General features: G+C 62.2%; 15 protein-coding genes. 9 read left to right on the forward strand and 6 right to left on the reverse strand.

Annotated elements, in window-relative coordinates:
- Positions 1 to 99: 99 nt before the first annotated feature.
- On the forward strand, positions 100 to 1,578 hold the full coding sequence (locus HL657_RS07280) for a flippase (RefSeq protein WP_317296162.1): 1,479 nt from the start codon (positions 100 to 102) through the stop codon (positions 1,576 to 1,578).
- A 120-nt stretch (positions 1,579 to 1,698) separates the two neighbouring features.
- Positions 1,699 to 2,145 carry a GNAT family N-acetyltransferase gene (locus HL657_RS07285; protein ID WP_317296163.1) on the forward strand — a complete coding sequence of 149 codons (447 nt, stop codon included), beginning with the start codon at positions 1,699 to 1,701 and terminating at the stop codon, positions 2,143 to 2,145.
- A gap of 12 nt (positions 2,146 to 2,157) precedes the next feature.
- Here the strand turns inward: HL657_RS07285 and HL657_RS07290 are convergent, their stop codons facing one another.
- Together HL657_RS07290 and HL657_RS07295 are read right to left on the reverse strand one after the other, a co-directional pair.
- Positions 2,158 to 2,610, reverse strand: a complete 453-nt coding sequence (locus HL657_RS07290; RefSeq protein WP_317296164.1) for a DUF5814 domain-containing protein — start codon at positions 2,608 to 2,610, stop codon at positions 2,158 to 2,160.
- Positions 2,607 to 3,233: a DUF2150 family protein gene (locus HL657_RS07295; protein ID WP_317296165.1), complete on the reverse strand. Its 627-nt coding sequence runs from the start codon at positions 3,231 to 3,233 to the stop codon at positions 2,607 to 2,609. The genes HL657_RS07290 and HL657_RS07295 overlap by 4 nt, the downstream gene beginning before the upstream one ends.
- Positions 3,234 to 3,347: 114 nt before the next feature.
- Between HL657_RS07295 and larE the strand changes: the two genes are divergently transcribed.
- Together larE and thiI are read left to right on the forward strand one after the other, a co-directional pair.
- Positions 3,348 to 4,121: an ATP-dependent sacrificial sulfur transferase LarE gene (gene larE, locus HL657_RS07300; RefSeq protein WP_317296166.1), complete on the forward strand. Its 774-nt coding sequence runs from the start codon at positions 3,348 to 3,350 to the stop codon at positions 4,119 to 4,121.
- The gene (gene thiI, locus HL657_RS07305; RefSeq protein ID WP_317296167.1) at positions 4,109 to 5,287 is read left to right on the forward strand and encodes a tRNA uracil 4-sulfurtransferase ThiI; all 1,179 of its coding nucleotides are present in this window, start codon (positions 4,109 to 4,111) and stop codon (positions 5,285 to 5,287) included. The genes larE and thiI overlap by 13 nt, the downstream gene beginning before the upstream one ends.
- A gap of 377 nt (positions 5,288 to 5,664) precedes the next feature.
- Here thiI and pscS read toward each other — a convergent pair whose 3' ends face one another.
- Positions 5,665 to 6,843 carry an O-phospho-L-seryl-tRNA:Cys-tRNA synthase gene (gene pscS, locus HL657_RS07310; RefSeq protein ID WP_317296168.1) on the reverse strand — a complete coding sequence of 393 codons (1,179 nt, stop codon included), beginning with the start codon at positions 6,841 to 6,843 and terminating at the stop codon, positions 5,665 to 5,667.
- The gene (locus tag HL657_RS07315) at positions 6,840 to 7,022 is read right to left on the reverse strand and encodes a hypothetical protein (RefSeq protein ID WP_317296169.1); all 183 of its coding nucleotides are present in this window, start codon (positions 7,020 to 7,022) and stop codon (positions 6,840 to 6,842) included. The genes pscS and HL657_RS07315 overlap by 4 nt, the downstream gene beginning before the upstream one ends.
- A 130-nt stretch (positions 7,023 to 7,152) precedes the next feature.
- Between HL657_RS07315 and HL657_RS07320 the strand changes: the two genes are divergently transcribed.
- Genes HL657_RS07320 through HL657_RS07335 form a run of 4 tightly spaced genes read left to right on the forward strand, consistent with a single transcriptional unit; the run spans position 7,153 to position 14,086 of the window.
- Entirely contained in the window at positions 7,153 to 8,313 is a 1,161-nt protein-coding gene (locus HL657_RS07320; protein WP_317296170.1) for a metallophosphoesterase family protein, read from the forward strand.
- Positions 8,300 to 11,473, forward strand: coding sequence for an SMC family ATPase (locus HL657_RS07325; RefSeq protein WP_317296171.1), 3,174 nt, complete (start codon positions 8,300 to 8,302; stop codon positions 11,471 to 11,473). Before HL657_RS07320 ends, HL657_RS07325 begins: the two co-directional genes overlap by 14 nt.
- A complete protein-coding gene (locus HL657_RS07330) occupies positions 11,473 to 12,510 on the forward strand; it encodes a DNA double-strand break repair nuclease NurA (protein ID WP_317296172.1) in 1,038 nt (345 codons plus the stop codon). Before HL657_RS07325 ends, HL657_RS07330 begins: the two co-directional genes overlap by 1 nt.
- Positions 12,491 to 14,086 carry an ATP-binding protein gene (locus HL657_RS07335; protein WP_317296173.1) on the forward strand — a complete coding sequence of 532 codons (1,596 nt, stop codon included), beginning with the start codon at positions 12,491 to 12,493 and terminating at the stop codon, positions 14,084 to 14,086. Before HL657_RS07330 ends, HL657_RS07335 begins: the two co-directional genes overlap by 20 nt.
- Positions 14,087 to 14,175: 89 nt before the next feature.
- On the opposite strand, the gene HL657_RS07340 is transcribed toward HL657_RS07335, so the two are convergent.
- Positions 14,176 to 14,679, reverse strand: coding sequence for an OB-fold nucleic acid binding domain-containing protein (locus tag HL657_RS07340; RefSeq protein WP_317296174.1), 504 nt, complete (start codon positions 14,677 to 14,679; stop codon positions 14,176 to 14,178).
- A 12-nt stretch (positions 14,680 to 14,691) separates the two neighbouring features.
- Positions 14,692 to 15,564 (reverse strand): formate/nitrite transporter family protein, encoded by an 873-nt coding sequence (locus HL657_RS07345; RefSeq protein ID WP_317296175.1) that lies wholly within the window; start codon positions 15,562 to 15,564, stop codon positions 14,692 to 14,694.
- A 957-nt stretch (positions 15,565 to 16,521) separates the two neighbouring features.
- On the opposite strand from HL657_RS07345, the gene HL657_RS07350 reads away from it, so the two are divergent.
- Positions 16,522 to 18,414, forward strand: a complete 1,893-nt coding sequence (locus tag HL657_RS07350; protein WP_317296176.1) for a chloride channel protein — start codon at positions 16,522 to 16,524, stop codon at positions 18,412 to 18,414.

Raw genomic sequence — 18,414 nt, forward strand, 5'->3', positions numbered from 1 at the left:
CATGATATATGTTGGCACCGCCTCACTCTGCCGGATCATGGCCGCCTCCCCTGCTTCGGTTCAAAACCAATAAGGTTTTTCACGGCGAAACCACTGCTTGTGTTCCGCCCCTCCGGGTATCTTGCCCGTGTCATGCGCATCGACCCCGTCCAGCGCCAGAGTGTCATCAGCCTCGCCTCAACGCTGGGCCTCACCGCAATCGGGTTTCTCTCCACGATGTTCTTCACGCACACCGTTGGCCTATCGATAATGGGCGCATACTACCTCTTCGTTGCTTACTTCAGCGTCTTCAACCTGATCGGGGACGGTGGGTTCGGGGGCGCCGCCGTAAAGCGGATCAGCGAGGGCGAGGACCAGAACGCGTTCTTTACCGCGTTCGTCTTTCTCCGGGTGATGCTGCTGTCCGTCTCAGTCAGCTTCCTCTTCATTGCGCAGCCGTATCTCACCGACCTCACATCATCGGGAGTCTTCCCCTGGCTGGTCATCGCGCTGGTCGTCAGCGTCTTCACGAACATCGCCTCAAACAGTGTCTACGGCACCGGGAAAGTCGGCGTCAACCAGATCGGCGGCCTGATCGATACGCTGATCAGGATAGTAGTCCAGGTCGCTGCGGTCGTCCTCGGCTACGGCGTCGCGGGGCTCGCCGGTGGGTTCGTCGCCGGGCTCCTTGCATCAGGACTCTTTAACTTCCGTTTCCTCGAACTCTCCCCGGCACGATTTCGCCGATCGCACATCCAGAGCCTCTTTGCTTTCTCGTTCTGGACATTTCTCGGCGCAGGCGGTTACCTCGTCTTCGCGTACGCCGACACCATCCTGATCGGCCACTTCCTGACCGAGGCCGACGTCGGCATCTATCGTGTGGCGCTCCAACTCACCTCTATTGCGACGTTCATCACCATAGCGCTCCGCACCACGCTCTACCCAAAGGTCAGTTATTGGGGGAAGCAGCATGACCTCTCTTCAGTGGAGAACGCGCTCGCCCGCGCCTTCACCTACTCGCTCCTGCTCGCGGTCCCGGTCGTTGCCGGGGGCTGGCTCCTCGGCGAACGGCTCCTTTACTTCTTCTACACAGCGTCAGCCACCGCCGGGGCGGCAGCTCTCTCGATACTCCTGCTCGTCCAGGTAGCTCACGTCTTCATGTTCCTTCAGACAATGTGCTTGAACGCCCTCGACCGGCCGAAAGACTCATTTAAGGTAACAGCAATCGCGGTTGCGGCGAACATCGGCTTGAACGTCCTCCTCATCCCGGCGTTCGGTATCGTCGGGGCGTCGGCAGCCACGCTCGTGACCATGGTGCTGAACGCGGCGCTCGCCAACCGCGCTCTTTCCCGGAGCATCCGCGTGCGGATAGAGCCCGGGGCCGTGGGGCACATCGTCCTCGCCGCGGTCGTGATGGGCGCCGTCGTTATGGCCTACTCGTTCGTCATCCCGCTCACGAACGTCTTTGTCGTCCTCGGAGCGGTCGCGCTCGGTGGGCTGGTCTATATCCTGGTTCTTCTCAAGATCGACCGGGGCATCCACGACGAACTGAAGGAACTGACCGTGAACCTTGGCGTTCCCTGGCCCGACGCGCTCTGATCCCGACAAAACACTCACCTGTTTGCCGGGCAGAGGTATCCATTCCCCTGAACGCCGGGGATGCCCTGCCCATCCGGTTAAAATAGCAGGTGCGGCAATGTTTGGCTACACTCGAGGAAAATGATGGAGAAAGAAATTCGAGAACTGCAGCCGGGAGAGTTTCCGCTTGCAGAGACGGTCTGGACGCACTACCGCGGCCAGAAGGCCGACCCGACGCGGGAGAGGATCTTCGGCGTCTTTGTCGACGGTGTCCTTGCGGCGACGGCCCGCTGCACCCTTCATTCGGGCGGTCTCGAGATGGACTGCGTCTTCACCCTGGACGAGTACCGCGGGAGCGGGTATGCAAAGGAGGCCGTGCAGATGCTCCTCGACGAGTGCGGGTCCGAGACGATCTACATCCACTCGACCCTCCCCCTGATCGGGTTCTACGGGAGACTCGGGTTCGAACCCATCCCGGAGTCGAGGCTGCCGGCGAGCATCAAGGAGCGGTTCCTCTTCTGCTTCGGGGAGATGGCGGGGTGCAACGTAGCTCCCATGATGCGGAACTCCGGGGATCGGGCACAGTAGCAAAAGAGAGGTTCAGTGTTCGATCTTCTTGATGTGCTCGATGGCGTTCTCCGCCAGTTTCTCCCGCCCCTGCAGTTCGGCGACGTCCCGTATCGCCTCGAGCATGTGGACGGAGTCTTCGAGAAAACTCAGGATGTCGGCGGGATAGAGATCGATCCCGTATTCGTCGAGGAGGTGGGCGCTGATCTGGCGGTGATCGAGCCCCATCTCCCGAAACTCGATGATGGTGAGGGTGAACTTCCTCTCCGGGCACCCGCAGAAAGGTGCGTTCTTGCACTTGCAGTCCATGAAGTCCCGGAAAAAGGCCAGGAGCTGCTCGTGCGTCCGGCGATCGAGGTTCTCGAAGTTGATCGCCCTCCCGAGCGACTCCAGAAACGCGCCCGAGAAGACATGGTCGGGGAGACGGAACCCTGCTGCCCGCTCAAGTTTCCGTGCCGCCCGGAACCGGGCCTTATTCGCAATCACGACGACTCGCCGGGCTCCTCGTCGAACTTTGCGAGCGACTTCATGGCGTTGCTCATGGTCTCGATCTCGATGAGCCACTCATCGAAGAGGCCCGGGTCCTCCACGTTGTCCTTGATGTACTTCGCGCAGCAGGTGGCGCCGTCGACCACGGCGGCCCCGATATTCGCCGCAACCTCGAGCGCCTCTTCGAGGTTCTCCTCGTCGATACCCTTGCCCTTCTTCACGAGGGTCTTGATGTCCGTCTCAAACCCGCCCTCGAGATACTTCCGGCAGGCGGTGAAGAGCACCAGCAGCGAGAGCTGGAGCGACCCGATGATATCCTCGAGTTCCCCCTCGGGAAGCCCGGTCATGACGATCAGTTCGACGTCGTCGAGTTTCTCCGTGGCCTCCTCCTTCGTGAACCGGCCGTTCTGGTAGAGGCGAATGATCTTTAAGACCGAGAGGGTGATATCTTCGGTGAAACTGAAGAGCATCTGCTCGCCTTCCGAGACCTCTTCGCCTTCGGCGGGCTCGAAACTTGCTTCTTGCAGCGTCTTGATCCAGTTGTCCCAGCGCTCCTGATTGTAAAAAATATAGAAGAGTTTCATGGGTTCTGCCTGCTTGGCACTTTTTTTCTTCGCCATATCAGTACACATTCTGAGTGCCTCTGTTAAAAATCATTTGCTCTTCGTGCAGAAACCGGGAATTGGCGCGATTCGCGAACATTCATCTAGGACAAGCGAGCATATGAAGAGCAGATGGTGAGAGTTCGCGGGCTTGATGCACTCCTGAAATCGTATGAACCCATTGCGGTCGCGCTTTCCGGGGGAACGGACAGTTCGGTCCTGCTGGCCCTCGCACGGCGGCACGGGATCCGGGCGATCGGCATCAGCGTCGATACCGGCCTTACACCACCGGGGGAGCTCGCGGCAGCACGGGCACTCTCGGAGCGTCTGGGCATTCAACAGATCGTGATACCGCTCGATATGCTCGAACTCTCCGCTGTCCGGGAGAACCGGCCGGACCGGTGCTACGCCTGCAAGCGGGCGATGATGGAGGCGGTTGTGGCGGAGGCACGGCGGCAGGGATGCCGGACGGTGGTCGACGGGACCCACGCCGATGATCGTGCGGCTATCCGGCCAGGGATGCGGGCGCTGTCCGAACTCGGCATCAGGAGCCCGTTCGCCGAGTGCGGTATGGGGAAGGCGGATATCGAGACCCTCGCGAGGGAACTCGGGGTGCCCGTCCGTCCGCCGTCGGCATGCCTCGCAACCCGCATCCCCACCGGTGAGGCGGTCACCCGGGAGTGTCTCGCGCTCGTCGCGGCGGCGGAAGCCCTTCTCGCGCGGGAGATCCCGGGGACGATACGGGTCAGGTGTACCGGCGGCAACCGTGCTTCCATCGAGGCCGACCCGGCGTACCACCGGAGGCTTGAGGAACTGCTCGGTGCGGTGAAGGAACTCGGATTCGAGAATGTAACGATCGCCGCCGGGGGCTACCGGGAAGGAGGTGCGGATTCGTGGAAGCGGTGATGATCAGGTACGGCGAGATCTTCCTCAAGAGCGAGACGGTGAAGCGGCGGTACATATCGATAATGACGGAGAATATCCGGCTCGCGCTGGAGGCCGAGGGACTTACCCACCGTATCGAGACGTATCGGGGACGGATCATGATCTACGGCGACGAGCCCCGGCGGATCGCCGCGGCGGGCGCGAGGGTGTTCGGGGTGGTGAGCACCAGCGTCTGCACGGTGACCACGGCGGATATCGAGGGGCTCGCGGTCACGGCTGTCGAGCACGCAGAGAGGCACCTCCGACCGGGGATGTCGTTTGGTGTCAGGGCGCGCCGGTCGGGTGTCGAGGGGTTCAGCAGCCAGGAACTCGCGGCGGCGGTCGGTTCGGCCGTCCTCGACCGGATCCCGGAGGCGAGGGTCGACCTGACGGCGCCCGACTACGAGATATTCGTGGAAGCCCGGGAGTACGGCGGCCTCGTCTACGACGAGAGGATCCCGGGGCCGGGCGGGCTCCCTTACGGGACGCAGGGCGAGGTGATGGCCCTGCTCTCGGAAGGAATAGACTCGCCGGTCGCGTCGTGGCTGATGATGCGCCGGGGATGCCTGATGGTGCACGTCAACATGCACGGCGGGCGGTTCGGGGGTGCCGATGCGGAGAAGAACGTTCTCGCGAACCACGCCCGGCTCTCCCGCTGGGTGCCGGGGCACCCTCTCGACCTCCAGGTCGTGGACATGGAGCCGTTTTTTGCGGCGATAACGGCACTGAAAGAGCCGCGCTACCGGTGTGTCCTCTGCAAGCGGTTTATGCTCCGGGTGGCGAGTATCCTTGCACGAGAGCGCGGAGCCGCCGCTCTGGTCAGCGGCGACAACCTGGGGCAGGTGGCGTCCCAGACGCTCGCGAACATGTCGGTGATTGCTCCTGCGGCGATCGTTCCGGTGCTCCGGCCGCTGATCGGGTTCGACAAGGAGGAGGTCGTCGACCGCGCCCGCGCCATCGGGACGTTTCAGGCGCGGCCGGGAGACGTCGGGTGCACGGTCGCCCCCCGCTACCCCTCGACGGCGGCGCCTGCCGAGACGATCATGAAACTCGAAGAGGAGATCGATGCGGAGGGTCTCGCGGAGCGGGCGGTGGGGACGGTCCGGCGGTATCGGGCGAGGAACGGGGTGGTTGAGGAGATTGGGTGAAGAGCGTCCTCGGCCGTTGAATGTGTTTTGGTCCGCGGTTTCCTGGAAAAACCTCCAATTTCTCTTAACTCGCACATCTCATACACGGATTTCAAGTGGATATCGCCACGCACTGCCCCCGCCCCTCTGGGGCGGGGGAGGAGGCCGGAGGCCGGGCGGGGTGGGGGAGGCCCCCTCCCCGTCAGCCCCACTTCGCACCTTCGGTGCTCGAACTCCGCTCCTGCGGAGCGTCGTTCCCCCCATGGCGATACTCCCACGGTCCACTGCATCGGGCTTTTGATCGATTACAGTTGTTCTCACTGGTTCGCTCAAGATCTTTACGACAATAACGCCCCGGCCCGCACGCACCCGCTCAAAAAAGAATTCCGAGGTCTCCCTCAGACTATATTCAACCCGTTCTCCCGCGCAATCTCGACAAACGACTCCCCGACGTGCCGGATCTGCTTCTCCGTCAGCCCGAAAGTATTGTATTTCCAGACCCTGGTGGAGCCGGGGATGACGCCGGTGATGCCCCGCTTCTTTAAGTCGCTCGAGAGGAAGTAGCCGCGCTTCTTGTGCTGCTCTGCCACCGTATCGAAGGACTCGCGGGTGTCGATCCGGGTCAGGGTGTGCTGTCGGGGGTAGTCGGAGAGGACCTTCGTCCCCTCGATGGAGAGGAGCGCGTCAACGACCGCCTGCGAATGCGCCACCTCGGTCTCCCAGTGCTGCACCCGCTCTTTGACGCGGGGGAACGAGGCCATCATCCCGACGACAGTGACGCCCATCAGGGTGCAGCCCATCATCTCCACCTCCTTTATCCCGAACGTCCGGCCGGTGACGTCCCCCTTTGCCTGCGTCGTCCGGAATACCCGCTCCGCATGCTCGTTCGTCGTCGCGAGGAGACCGGAGGGCGCCGGGGCCGCCATGCTCTTGTGCCCCGACCCGACCACGAAGTCGGCACCGAGCGCTTTGCCGTCGACGGGCATGATCCCGACCGAGTAGGCCCCGTTGACGAGGACGGGGATGTCGTACTGGTGGGCGACCTTTATGATGGCCGCGACGTCGTGGACGTTCCCGAACTGGTAGTCGACGTGGTCGATGAAGAGCAGGGGCGGTGTCTTCGAAAACTCCCGGATCACCGCCTCGATCTTCTCTGCCGCGGCATCGGGGGTGATGTGGTTCTTCGCATCCTTCGGGATCTCGAGCGGAATCCCGCCCGCTTCCTCGACCGCAACGAACTCGGTGTAGTGGGCAAGCGACGTCACGATGACCGGGTCGCCTTTCTCCACGTATGTGCTCGCGACCGCCTGGAACCCCCGGCGCGCTCCCGGCACCACCCGCACCGTGTCCATGTTCAGCCATGCGGCGAGGTCCGCGTGGAACTGCGCGATGGGGGGATTTTTGATGTAATCGAGCCTGAAGGGGCTCCGGCAGTTGTCGCAGACCGAGTAGCCGTCCGCAAACGATATCACCGCCCTCAGGGCTTCGGCAGTGAGCCGCCCGCCCGCCTGGATGGGATCGATGTTGATGTACATCTCCTCGACGTCGCGGGACTCGATATCGACCGCGCACTTCACCGGATCAACTCCTCTTCGAGGATTGTAACCTGCCGTTTCACCTTCGCAAGAGTGGTTGCGGCGCGCTCCTTCTGACCCTCATCGAGGTCATGCCCGGGAGCAGTCTCCCGGAGCAGGAATCGGATGTCGGAGAGGAGGAAAAGTGCCTGAAAAACTGCATCAACGGCTCTTTTTGACACGAGATCACCATACAAATATCAGTGAGGATATATTAGATTAAGCGTATTATGGGCACCGGCCCAGTGCCGATCACTTTCGCACCACGCAGATCAGGCATTTATACTCATGGGATACGGAGACTAATTGGGCATGAAGATCGTTCACCTGGCAGACACACATCTCGGATTATCGGCTTTTAACCGGGTGGATCCGGAGACCGGGATGAACCTGCGCGAACAGCTCATCTACGACAATTTCCTTGCCGCCATCGACCGGGTCGTTGCCTTACGGCCCGATGCGCTCGTCCACGCGGGCGACCTCTTCCACCAGGTCAAGCCGAAGACCCGCGCCTACACGACGGCGCTTGACGCCCTCTCCCGCCTGCACGATGCGGGGATCCCGGTGCTCGTGGTCGCGGGCAACCACAGCATGGCCAAGACCCGGTACACGGCATCGCCGTTCGAGGTGCTCGAGCGGGGCGGCTACCGCGCCCGCGACCTCTATGTCGCCCACCACAACCGCTACCGGCGGGTCGAACTCGGGGACGCCGTCTTTCACCTGATACCGAATATGCTCGAGGCGGAAGGCTACCGGAGGGCGTTCGAGGGGCTTATATTCGCCGGCGGCACGAACGTGCTCGTCACCCACGGCCTTGCGAGCATCTTAAAGGACAAACGGCTGCACACCGTCGCCGAGCACGAACTGGACGCGACGATCCTCTCCGACCGGTTCGACTACATCGCGCTCGGCCACTTCCACGGCCAGGTCCAGGTCGCCGACAACGCCTGGTACAGCGGATCGCTCGAACACTGCAATTACGGGGAGATCGCGGAGAAGAAGGGCGGCCTCGCCGTGGACCTCGCGTCCGGGGAGGTCGAGCACATCGACCTTCCGCACACGCCGATGTTCAGCCTCGGCCGGATCAACTGCGACGGGCTCTCGGCCAGAGAGGTCGTGGACTGCATCCTCGATGCCGCCGAGAACCACGGGAAGAAGCTTCACCACGCGATCTGCCAGATCACGCTCGACGGGATACGCCGCGATACGCTCCGCGCACTCGACCAGAAGGCGCTCCAGAATGTCCGGAACCGTGCGCTGGACCTCAAACTGCAGGTGCTGGCCGTCGACGATCCGTCCCGGATCTTCTATCAGGACTCGCTCGTCGGAGTGGACTACGTCGCCGAGTTCGAGCGGTTTGTGGAGAGAGAGCACCTCGCTCCCGGCGACGAGGAATTCGTGAAGAGGACCGGGACGGCGGTCCTCCGGTCGGTCATCGCACGCCGCAAAGAGGGAGAGCGTGCTGCTGAATAAACTCCGGATGCGGAACTTCAAACGCTTCCGCGACCAGGAGATCGTCTTCCAGGACGGCATCACGGGGATCGTCGGGAACAACGGGACCGGCAAGAGCAGCATCATGAGCGCCGCCCTCTTCGCCCTCTACGGCCTGCAGGGCACCGGGCTCGACGGGAACTACATCGTCAGTTCCTTTGCGGGTCCGCAGGACGTCTGCGAGGTCCGCCTGGACTTTTCAGTCGGCGGCAACGAGTACGCCGTCGTCCGGAAGTTCAAGCGCCGCCCCTCATCGACGCTCCACGAGGCAAACCTCTACCTGAACCAGAAGCTCCTCGCAAGCAGCGTCCAGAAGGTAGGGCAGGAGGTGCAGCGGATCGTCGGCATGGGCCCTGGTGATTTCCGCAACACCATCTACGCCGGGCAGAAGGAGCTCCTCGCTCTGATCGAGAGCCGGGCCGGGTCCCGGAAGGACTGGTTCATGCAGGTGCTGGGCATCGATTACCTCAAGAAGGACAGCATGGAAGACCTCAAAGAGGTTATCGACGCCCGGGAAGGAGCCTACCGGGAGCTCTCCGGCCGGCTCCAGGAACTGGATGCCGACAGAATTCGCGACCGCCTTGCGGCACTCCGCGCAGGGCTTGCCGGTGCGGAGGAAGAGGGAGAGAAGGCCCTTGCCGCAGAGAGGGCTGCCGCGGAGGAACTCGATGGTGCGCGGCAGGAGCGCGACCGGCTGCTCTCCGTTCGCGACCGCTACCTGCACCTCGCACGGGAAGAGAAGGTGCTCGCGGACGAGATCGAACGGCTCCAGAGCGAATGCCGGGAGGGGGAGGCGGAGATCGCAGACCGGCAGCGACTGCAGGCCGAACTCGAAGAACTCGCCCACCTCGCCGACCGCTACGAGTCCCTGAAGGCGGAGGTTGCCGCGCTTGCAGAGGAGAAGGCCCGCGCCGACCGCCTGGCCCTCGAAGCGAACGCCGCGGAGGAGCAGGTCCGGGAGTACGGCGAGCGACACGCGAAGATCGAGGCCGAACTCGCCGCGCTTGCAGAGGACGAGCGGGCTGTTGCCGGTCTTACCCGCGAAGTCGCGGAGTGGCAGGCTCTCCGTGACCGCATCGCGGCAATGAAAGCACTCCAGCCGGAGTACGATGCCCTCCGCGAAGAGCTCGCGCGCATGGACGAGCGGTTCACCCAGATCGAGCGGCGTGTCGGGGAGAACCGGACCGAGATTGAAGGGATCGAGGAGAAGGCCCGGCGCCTCCGTGCGCTCGAGGAGGAGGCCGGCGATTACGAGACCCTCCGGGCCCGGGAGGAGGTGCTTCTCCAGGCTCAGGAGCACGCCCGGCAGGAAGGGCGGTGCCTGCGGGAGGTCGATGCCGCTTCCGAAGAGATGAGCCTGCTCGAGAGCGATATTGCCGGCCTTGCCCGGCAACTTGCCGGGATCGGCTCCATAGAGGAGAAGATTGAGTCGGCGGAGAGCCGGAAGGAGTACCTGACCTCGCGGATCAGCGCCTGCGCCGAACGCCAGGAGACGATCCGCGAGGAGATCCGGAGACTGGCCGAACACCGGGCGGAGATCCTCGCCGCGGGCCCGGAAGGGTCCTGCCCGACGTGCCACCAGGGTCTCGGCGAGCACTACGAGGAACTGGTCGGCGACCTTGCAACCGCCACCGCGTCGATGCAGAAGACACTCGCCAATCTCGAGGGCGAGCATACGAGGGCGGCCGCTGAACGGCAGAGCCTCATCGCTGCGCTGAAGGACCTTTACGGGCAGCGCACCTCCTCTCAGCGCTTAAAAGAGCAGCACGCGCTTTACTCGTCCCGGTACGAGCAGAGCGCGGGCGTCATGCAGCGGTGGCTGGCCGAGGCGGAGGAGCACCGGGCCGCGATGCGGGCGCTCGGTGTGGAGGAGTACGACCCGGCGGCGCACATCACTCTCAGGGAGCGGATCCGCGCTCTCGCGGAGATGCGCGCCGCGGCCGATACCCTCCGGGGCGAGTGCAGTCGCCTCCCCGTTCTCCAGGAGGAGCGGCAGCGGCTCATCATCGACGTAGAGGGCTATCTCACCCGTAAAGAGGAGGTTGAGGTGAAACTCTCCCGGCTCGGGTTCGACCCGGTGGTCAGGCAGCGCCTGGAGGTCGAGGCACAGGCGCTTGAGGCATCTTACCGCGCGTATGCGGAGGCGCAGGCCCGGCTTACGCGGCGGCCGGCGCTGGAAGAGGAACTGCAGGCCCTCTCCGCACGGATTGAAGGACTCCGGGAGAGGGGGCAGGCCATTCGAGACGAACTTGCCCGCCTCTCGTCCGACCCCGACCGGCTGGCGCACCTCAACGAGGAATGCGGCCGCGCCGAAGCAGCCTACCGGAGGGCGTTTGAACTCCGCGTCCGGCTCGAGGAAGTCCCGCGGCTGCTCGAAGGGGTAGAGGCGAAGCGGGGCCTCCTCGCGGCCAGGGAAGCCGAACGGTTCCGGGTCAGGGCGGTCATCGAGGAACTCGGTTTCAATGAGGCGACGGTCGCGGCGGCACAGGAGGCGCTCGCGGTCTGCGAGAGGGATCTTCTCGCGGTACGGGAGCGGGGATATGCCATCAGTGCCCGGATAAGCAGCCTGAAGGCGGAGATCGAGGAGGAAGCCGGAAGGCTCTCCCGGTCGGAGGGCCTTATCAGGCACCAGACGGCGCTCACTGAGGAGATCGGGCGCCTGAAACTGACCAGGTCGCTCATCAAGGACTATACGGACTACCTCCTCCAGGTGGTCAGGGACCGGATCGAGGAGGAGGCGGGGAGGGTGCTTGCGGAGATCACCGACGGGCGCTACGGCACCGTGATGCTGGACGACGACTTCACCGTCCTCGTCCACGATATGGGAGACGACTACCCGGCCGACCGGTTCAGCGGCGGAGAGCAGGACGATATCGCCATCGCCCTCCGGGTAGCCCTCTCCCGGTTCCTCGCCGAGGTGAACGAGGTGCACGACTCCACGTTCCTGATCTTCGACGAGATCTTCGGGAGCCAGGATGAAGGGCGGCGGAATAACCTTCTCCGGGCGCTCCGGACGCAGGAAGCCCATTTCCCCCAGATCCTCCTCATATCTCACATCACCGAGGTCCAGGACGAGTTCTCGACGACGCTCATGGTCGAGATGGGCGCCGATCAGGCAAGCACGGTCAGGGAGTTCGAGTGATGAACCAGAAGGCCGTTTACCGGGACGCGATCCGGCGCGTTACAGGAAAGATCCGGGAGGCCGCTCCGGAAGACCTTGCGGCGCGGTTTGCAGTCGCCGGCGTGTTCGACGCGACATCGTACCGCCATTGCCGGCCCGGTTTCGGCGGGGCCGTCTGTGCGGTGGACGGGAGCAACACCGTCATCCTCGATGCGGGCAGTTTTGCCGTTGCCGCCGTCAGGGCGTCGGTCAGCGCATATTCCGGCGGCACGCGCCTCTGCCGCCGGACGACGCCTCTCCACATCGTCACGGTCAACCCCGGGGTCGGAAACGATGATTTCGACGAGATCTTTCACGACTGCTTCCACTGCCCCCCGAAGGCGCACCTCGACCACGACGACCCGGTCCGGAACACCGCGGTCATACGGGATACCCTTGAGTTCTGGGCGGCGACGGAGATGGCCGCGGAACTCGATGCCGGCGACCTCATCATCCTCGACGGCACACTCCAGGTCCGCCACGCAAGCCACGACGAGGTCGTCGAGAAACTTCTGAACCTCTGCAACCTCCGGGGTGTGCTCATCGCCGCGGTGACGAAACGGACGTCGCTCACCTGGGGCGGGGGGCACCCGATCGTCCCGGCGGCGGAGGGCCTCGCCCGCGACCTCGGCATCGGTGAGCCCTGGTACCTCTGCGTCTCCGCCGCCGAAGGCCTGCTCGACCGCCGGGAGACACAGACCTGGAAACAGCGGGGCGAGCAGTACGTCGCGCGGCTGCACCCGCGGGCGCAAAGGGCGTTCAAGGTGGAGATCCCCAAATACTACAGCCCGGAGATGGTCGAACAGGTCTTCTCCGCGCTCGCCTCTTTTGCCGACGACGGAAGGGTCACGGGCTACCCGTACCCGCTCCTCGACGCCCACCTCACCACGAAGATCGGGAGGGATGCGGTCGACCAGGTCCGCCAGGACATCATCCGGGACATGGACCTGCTCGGCATGAGCCTCGCCGACTACACCGGCATCTTTGGAGACTACCACGATGAATTTGATCGATATTGACGGCGACGACGCCTCGAAATACCGCCTGATCGGGGACCGGGTGCTCAGCTACCGGTTTGCCGTCCCCCACGACGAAGAACTCTTCCTTGGGGACATCCTGAAGATCACCGACGACGTCAAGGGACTGACGTTCTTTGCTAAGGTGAGCGACCTCCTCCACGACTGCAACTTCGCCGACCCGAAGTGGGATACCCGTCCCCATACGGAGCACTTCTACGGGATTGGGGAGGACGTCTTCATCCTCGTGGAGGCGATGCCGCTCGGGTACGTGGGAGAAGACGGCGCCTTCCGGAAACCCCGGACGATCCCGGCGAAATTCTCTCGCGTGGAGCGGCCGGAGTCCCGCGACTTTGCGTTCCTCGCGCAGGTGATGGGGGAGATCGAGGTCGGCGTGATGAAGACCGGCCAGGATGTCTTACGGGACGTGAAGGTGGCGCTTCATCCGGCGGTGATGCGCCAGCACATGGGTGTCTTCGCCACGACGGGCATGGGAAAGAGCAACTTCATGAAGGTCTTCTGCGCATCCTGCATGCAGGCCAGGGCGTTCGGGCTTCTCATCGTCGACCCGCACGGCGAGTACGTGGCGGGAGGGCGGTCGTCGAGCGGAGAGGCTACCCAGGGCCTCCTGCACTACCAGGCCGGCCGGGACGGGCTCGCGGTCTTCTCCACCCGGCCGGAGCCGTTCAGGAAGAAGTACCGGCTGGACCAGCTGTATCTCGACTACGATGACTTCAGGGCGCCCGATCTCCTCCTGCTCTACGAGCACTCTCCGCCCCAGCGCGAGGTCGTGGAGATGCTTGAGAGCACGCCCGGTTCTGAGGTGATCGACTTCTTCCAGAACACCGACTTCGCGACCTTCGATGCCGAGACCTACACCGGCCGGCACCCCCGGATTGCAAGGGACCTGAAGAACTTCTCCCCGAGCACGCTCTCGGTGATGCAACGGCGCATCGCGGGCATGATGAACCGGAACCGGGGCTTTTTCCGGCGGCAGGGCTCCTCGATCCCCGACATCATGAAAGCGCTCCACGAGAACAAGGTCGTCCTGATCGACATCCCGGGGATGAGCGAGCAGAGTGAACTCTTCGTCCTCTCGATCATAACGCGCAAGATCATGCGCAGCCACCAGGGCGAGGAGGCCGGGGGCGAGGGGGAGCCCAAACAGGTCCTGATCACCATCGAGGAGGCCCAGCGGGTGCTGGGGTCGGGACTCGGGAGCACCAGGACGTTCCGCGAGGCGGCGATGGAGGGGCGGAAGTTCGGCGTGGGGCTTTGCGTGGTGACCCAGCAGCCCAGGAACATCGATGCCCGGGTCCTTGCGCAGCTGAACACCTTCGTTGTGATGGGGCTCTCCGACCGGGGCGATCGCGATATCATCGCAAGCAGCGCAAAACAGGATCTCTCGCGCCTGGATACCGAGATTCAGACGCTTGAAGCGGGTGAAGCCGTCATCAGCACCATAGGTATCCCCTTCCCGGTGAGCACCCGGATTCATCTTTTCGAGAACTATATCGGGGAACTCAACAAAAGACCGGGGCCAAGATCAATAGACGACGGGCTTGAAAACACGTTTTAACAACAACGCGCGAAGGTGATTTTGGCAGGAAACCGTACCGTTTCCGCCGTCCCTTCACTGAATTGCTTGGCGCCCTCCGGGCGTCGGAATTACTGATCGTTCTTGATTTTCCGTATGGAGACGCAGTTGACAACCGCTTCTCCGGTCATGATGTAGCGTTTGACGACGGTTCCGAGCACCTCGACCACATCGCCTTTCTGCACGTCTTCTGCCGGCGAGGTGAACATCTTGACCGATATCTCGCCTGTCCGGTCGGCGACGAGGAACTGCGGCCGGTTGAGGAACTGGAAATACACCCGCTCGACAACTCCCTTTATGCGTACCGGTTCGCCGAGCTTGTTTAAGTTAATCTCCCGTATCCGGGTGTTCTTGGCCTCTGCTTCATACATCGGCACCAGCGACGCATACTGTGACTGGCTCATGTAGTTGAGTGCCATGGGTATGAGAAGCAGCATGGCTGCCGCCGGAACCGCCCAAAACAGCGAGTATATATCCCCGGTTGTGAAGACATACACAGCGATCAGGACAATAAAAAAGAGGACGACGGCCACCGTAACGGCCGTCACCCTCACTTTGACATCTCCGATTTGCATCGTCAATCAGACTTACTTAAGCGCTGCAATTTCCTTTCTGAACGCGACCCAGTAGAGAACACCGACGAAGAACAGACCGCCGACGATGTTACCGAGTGTGACCGGGATGATGTTGTTGGTCCACATGGTCACCCAGGTGAGCGAGTCGACTGCCTTTGTGGGATCAAGGCCCGTGCAGAAGAGACCCGCGGGGATAAAGAACATGTTTGCAACACTGTGCTCAAATCCGCTGGCAACGAAAGCGAAGATCGGGAACCAGATACCGACGATCTTGCCGATCGCGTCGTCGGCGCATATACCGAGCAGGACAGCAAGGTTGACGAGCCAGTTACAGCCGATTCCCTTAATGAACACCGACCAGAGCGCCATGCCGCCGACGTAACCCGTCTTTGCGGTCGCTATGGCTACTGCTCTCCCACCGAACGCCGTGAGCGTTGCGGCTCCGGCGGCATCGAAGCTGACATACGGGCCGTATGCTGCGATATACGCGAAGATAATCGACCCGACCAGGTTGCCGATATATACCCAGACCCAGAGGTTGAGCACGCTTGCCCAGCTGACCTTGTGGACGAACGCTGCCATGGGGGCGAGCATCGCGTCGCCAGTGAAGAGCTCGGCACCGGTCATGATTGTGATGATAAGCCCAACAGGGAAGACAGCACCCAGAATGAGCTGGGAGATACCGGGACTTGCAGCACCAAACCGCATCGCAACGTCGGTTGCCTGGATACCGGTCGAACAGATCGTTGCCAGGGCTGCGCCCATCGCGATGAATGCTCCGGACAGGATACCACGCAGGAACATGTTCCAGGCCGGCAGTCCGACCTTGTACTTGCCGGCATCACCTGCTTTTGCTACGATAGCAACTGGAGGATGGAATACCATTTTTCATACACCTCTCTAAACGTCCTACCTATACCATCAAGTAATCCGAATGGATAGGTCTAATTAATCAGTAATTTGAGATTGCTATTGATAGGTTTCGAAATGATCGCTACGCGCGGAGGATACAACCCAAATTCAGTCGCTTATCATCGCCCCAAGTTAATTGCCACAGTTAAACATGAAGGATCGATAAACGCTGCATTTACTTTTGCTTTTGAGACCACGCGGAATATAGGTGGTTTCAGGGAGTTAATTGGGCAAGTATGTGGGAGCGGGCGCGCAGATCTCCCGATCTCCGCTCATATTTATGCCGGGGCAGCGAACGCCCGGTAAAACCACCGCAGATGCCTGCGCGTCGGGGCGAGCTTCGGGAACGGGCGCCCTGACAGGAAGAACGACGCCTTTTTGAGGAAATGACTTATTTGCTTCAATTTCCGGGATCCGCCTCTCCCAGGATCGGAACCCTTTTGCGAACGGATTTAAGGGTCCCGTGGCAGCCTCCCCGCCGGGGTGCGCCCTGTCTTGCTGGGTGTCCGTCCGGTACCGTGCATCAGGTGCGGCGAATACAAAGCAGTCTGCCATGGACTCTGCTCCCCTTCTTAAGGGACGACTGTTGCTCCTTCATGGAATGGGTGTCTCCGATGATGCCATGCAAACCCCCGTCCGGCGCCATGCATCCAGCGGGATACAGTTATAATGGCCCTCTGGCTATTGTGGATGCATTTCGGCCTATTGGGCCCCCTCTCGACAGACATCGCGGACTATAGGGGCATTGCCGGGCTTCTGGTGGCAGCCGGTACCCGGAAACCATCCGGGGAGACCGCTGAGGAGCCCCGGGAGCGATGCCGATGCTGAAGGCGCACCGGGACGTCCGGCGGTGATCCGCCCCTGTACCGTTGCTGCCGGTGAAAGTCAACCACTTTAAATAAATGTTAAACAAATTTATTCCATAACTTCATGCAGATCGAGGAAACCGTCACTCCCTACAGGAGGATCATACTTATCGCCATCATCGTCGGGCTCATTGCCGGCCTCGGCGCTCTGCTCTTTTTCGAAGGATTGAAACTGGGAACAGCGTTTTTCATGGAAGGCATCGTCGGGTTCCATCTCCCGAAGGAGGGGCAAACCCTCCAGGATATCGCTCAATGGGCTCCTCCCGATCATCTCTGGATGATCCTCCCCGTCATCTGTTTCGGAGGACTCCTCTCCGGCCTCCTGGTCTACACCCTTGCCCCGGAGGCGGAAGGCCACGGGACCGATGCAGCAATAAAAGCGTTTCATGGAGAGGGGCGGGTACGCTGGCGCGTCCCCCTCGTCAAAGCGGTCACTGCCGTCCTGACCATCTCGACGGGGGGGAGTGCCGGGCGTGAAGGGCCGACTGCACAGATGTCTGCCGGTTTCGGTTCGATCGCTGCCGATCTTTTAGGCCTCTCCGCCCGTGAGCGGAGGCTTGCTATCGCCACCGGTGTCGGCGCCGGAATCGGCACGATCTTCATGGCGCCTCTCGGGGGGGCAATCCTCGCTGCTGAGATCCTCTACAAACAGGACTTCGAAGCCGAAGCGATCGTTCCTGCGTTCCTCGCCTCTGTTATCGGATATGCCATCTTCGGCCTGGTTGAAGGCTTTGAACCGGTCTTTGGTTCCGGTGTAACCTCCTGGAATGTCGGTCAGATCCCTCTCTTCCTCCTCCTCGGCGTGATCTCGACTGCAGTTGGCCTGATCTACATAACCACGTTTTACGGGACAAACAGAATTTTTAAAACGGTATTCAGCCGCCTGAAGATCCCAAATCACTTCAAACCCCTCACCGGGGCATTCCTCACCGGCACGTTCGTTCTTGCTCTTGCAGCCCTCTCCCCCGAAGCGGCACTCGTCGGGATCGGCAGCCTCGGAACCGGATACGGCTTTGCACAACTCGCGTTGTATAACATGCTCCCTGTCGGGGTGCTGCTCTTCCTCCCGTTTGCGAAGATCCTGACGACGTCGCTCACCATCGGCTCCGGGGGGAGCGGGGGCGTCTTCGCACCGGGGCTGGTGATCGGGGGGGCGACGGGAGGCGCCTTCGGCTCCCTGCTGCACCTCGCGCTCCCCGGGATCGTGCCTGCCGAGTCCGTGCCGGTCTTCTTCATCGTCGGGATGATCGCTCTCTTCGGTGCGATCTCACACGCACCGATCGCGGTCATGATCATGGTCGTGGAGATGACCGGCGACTTCTCCCTGCTCGTCCCGGCGATGGGTGCCGTCTCGGTGGCGGTCCTCCTCATCGGTCAGTCCACTATCTTCCGTGAGCAGGTGCTGAACCGGTCCCAATCGGCCGCTCACCGGGACGAGTTTATGATAGAAATCCTTCAGGATATTCATGTGAGCGATGTTATGGTGCCCCGCGACCGGATTGTCGCCGTATCGCCCGATGACACCACCGGCCGGGTGCTCCGCCTGATCGACGAGACGCTGCATACCGGGTTTCCGGTGCTCGACGGGGAAGGGAAGCTCGTCGGCATGATCGCTCTCGATGATGTCAGAGATCATCGGATAAACGGCGAACACGAAGTACCGGTGGAGGATGTCATGAGTTCACGGGTGTTCACCGTGCATCATTCCTGCACGCTGCGCGAGGCCCTGGCGCTGATGACCGAGCACGACATTCACCACCTGCCCGTCGTCCCTGCAGAGGACCCGAGGACGCTCTCGGGTTTTGTCGCCCGAACGGACGTCATGAAAGCTTACGTCAGGAAAGCGTCGCAATCGGGAGGAAAACACCACTCTGCGGGGAACAGCACCCTGATCGGACCGGGCACGGCGTCGGAAAACAGTCCCGACGGGGAAAAAGGGTCGATGGTGGAGGGTTGA

The organism is Methanoculleus nereidis, from assembly GCF_032944295.1.
Lineage (GTDB): Archaea > Halobacteriota > Methanomicrobia > Methanomicrobiales > Methanoculleaceae > Methanoculleus > Methanoculleus nereidis.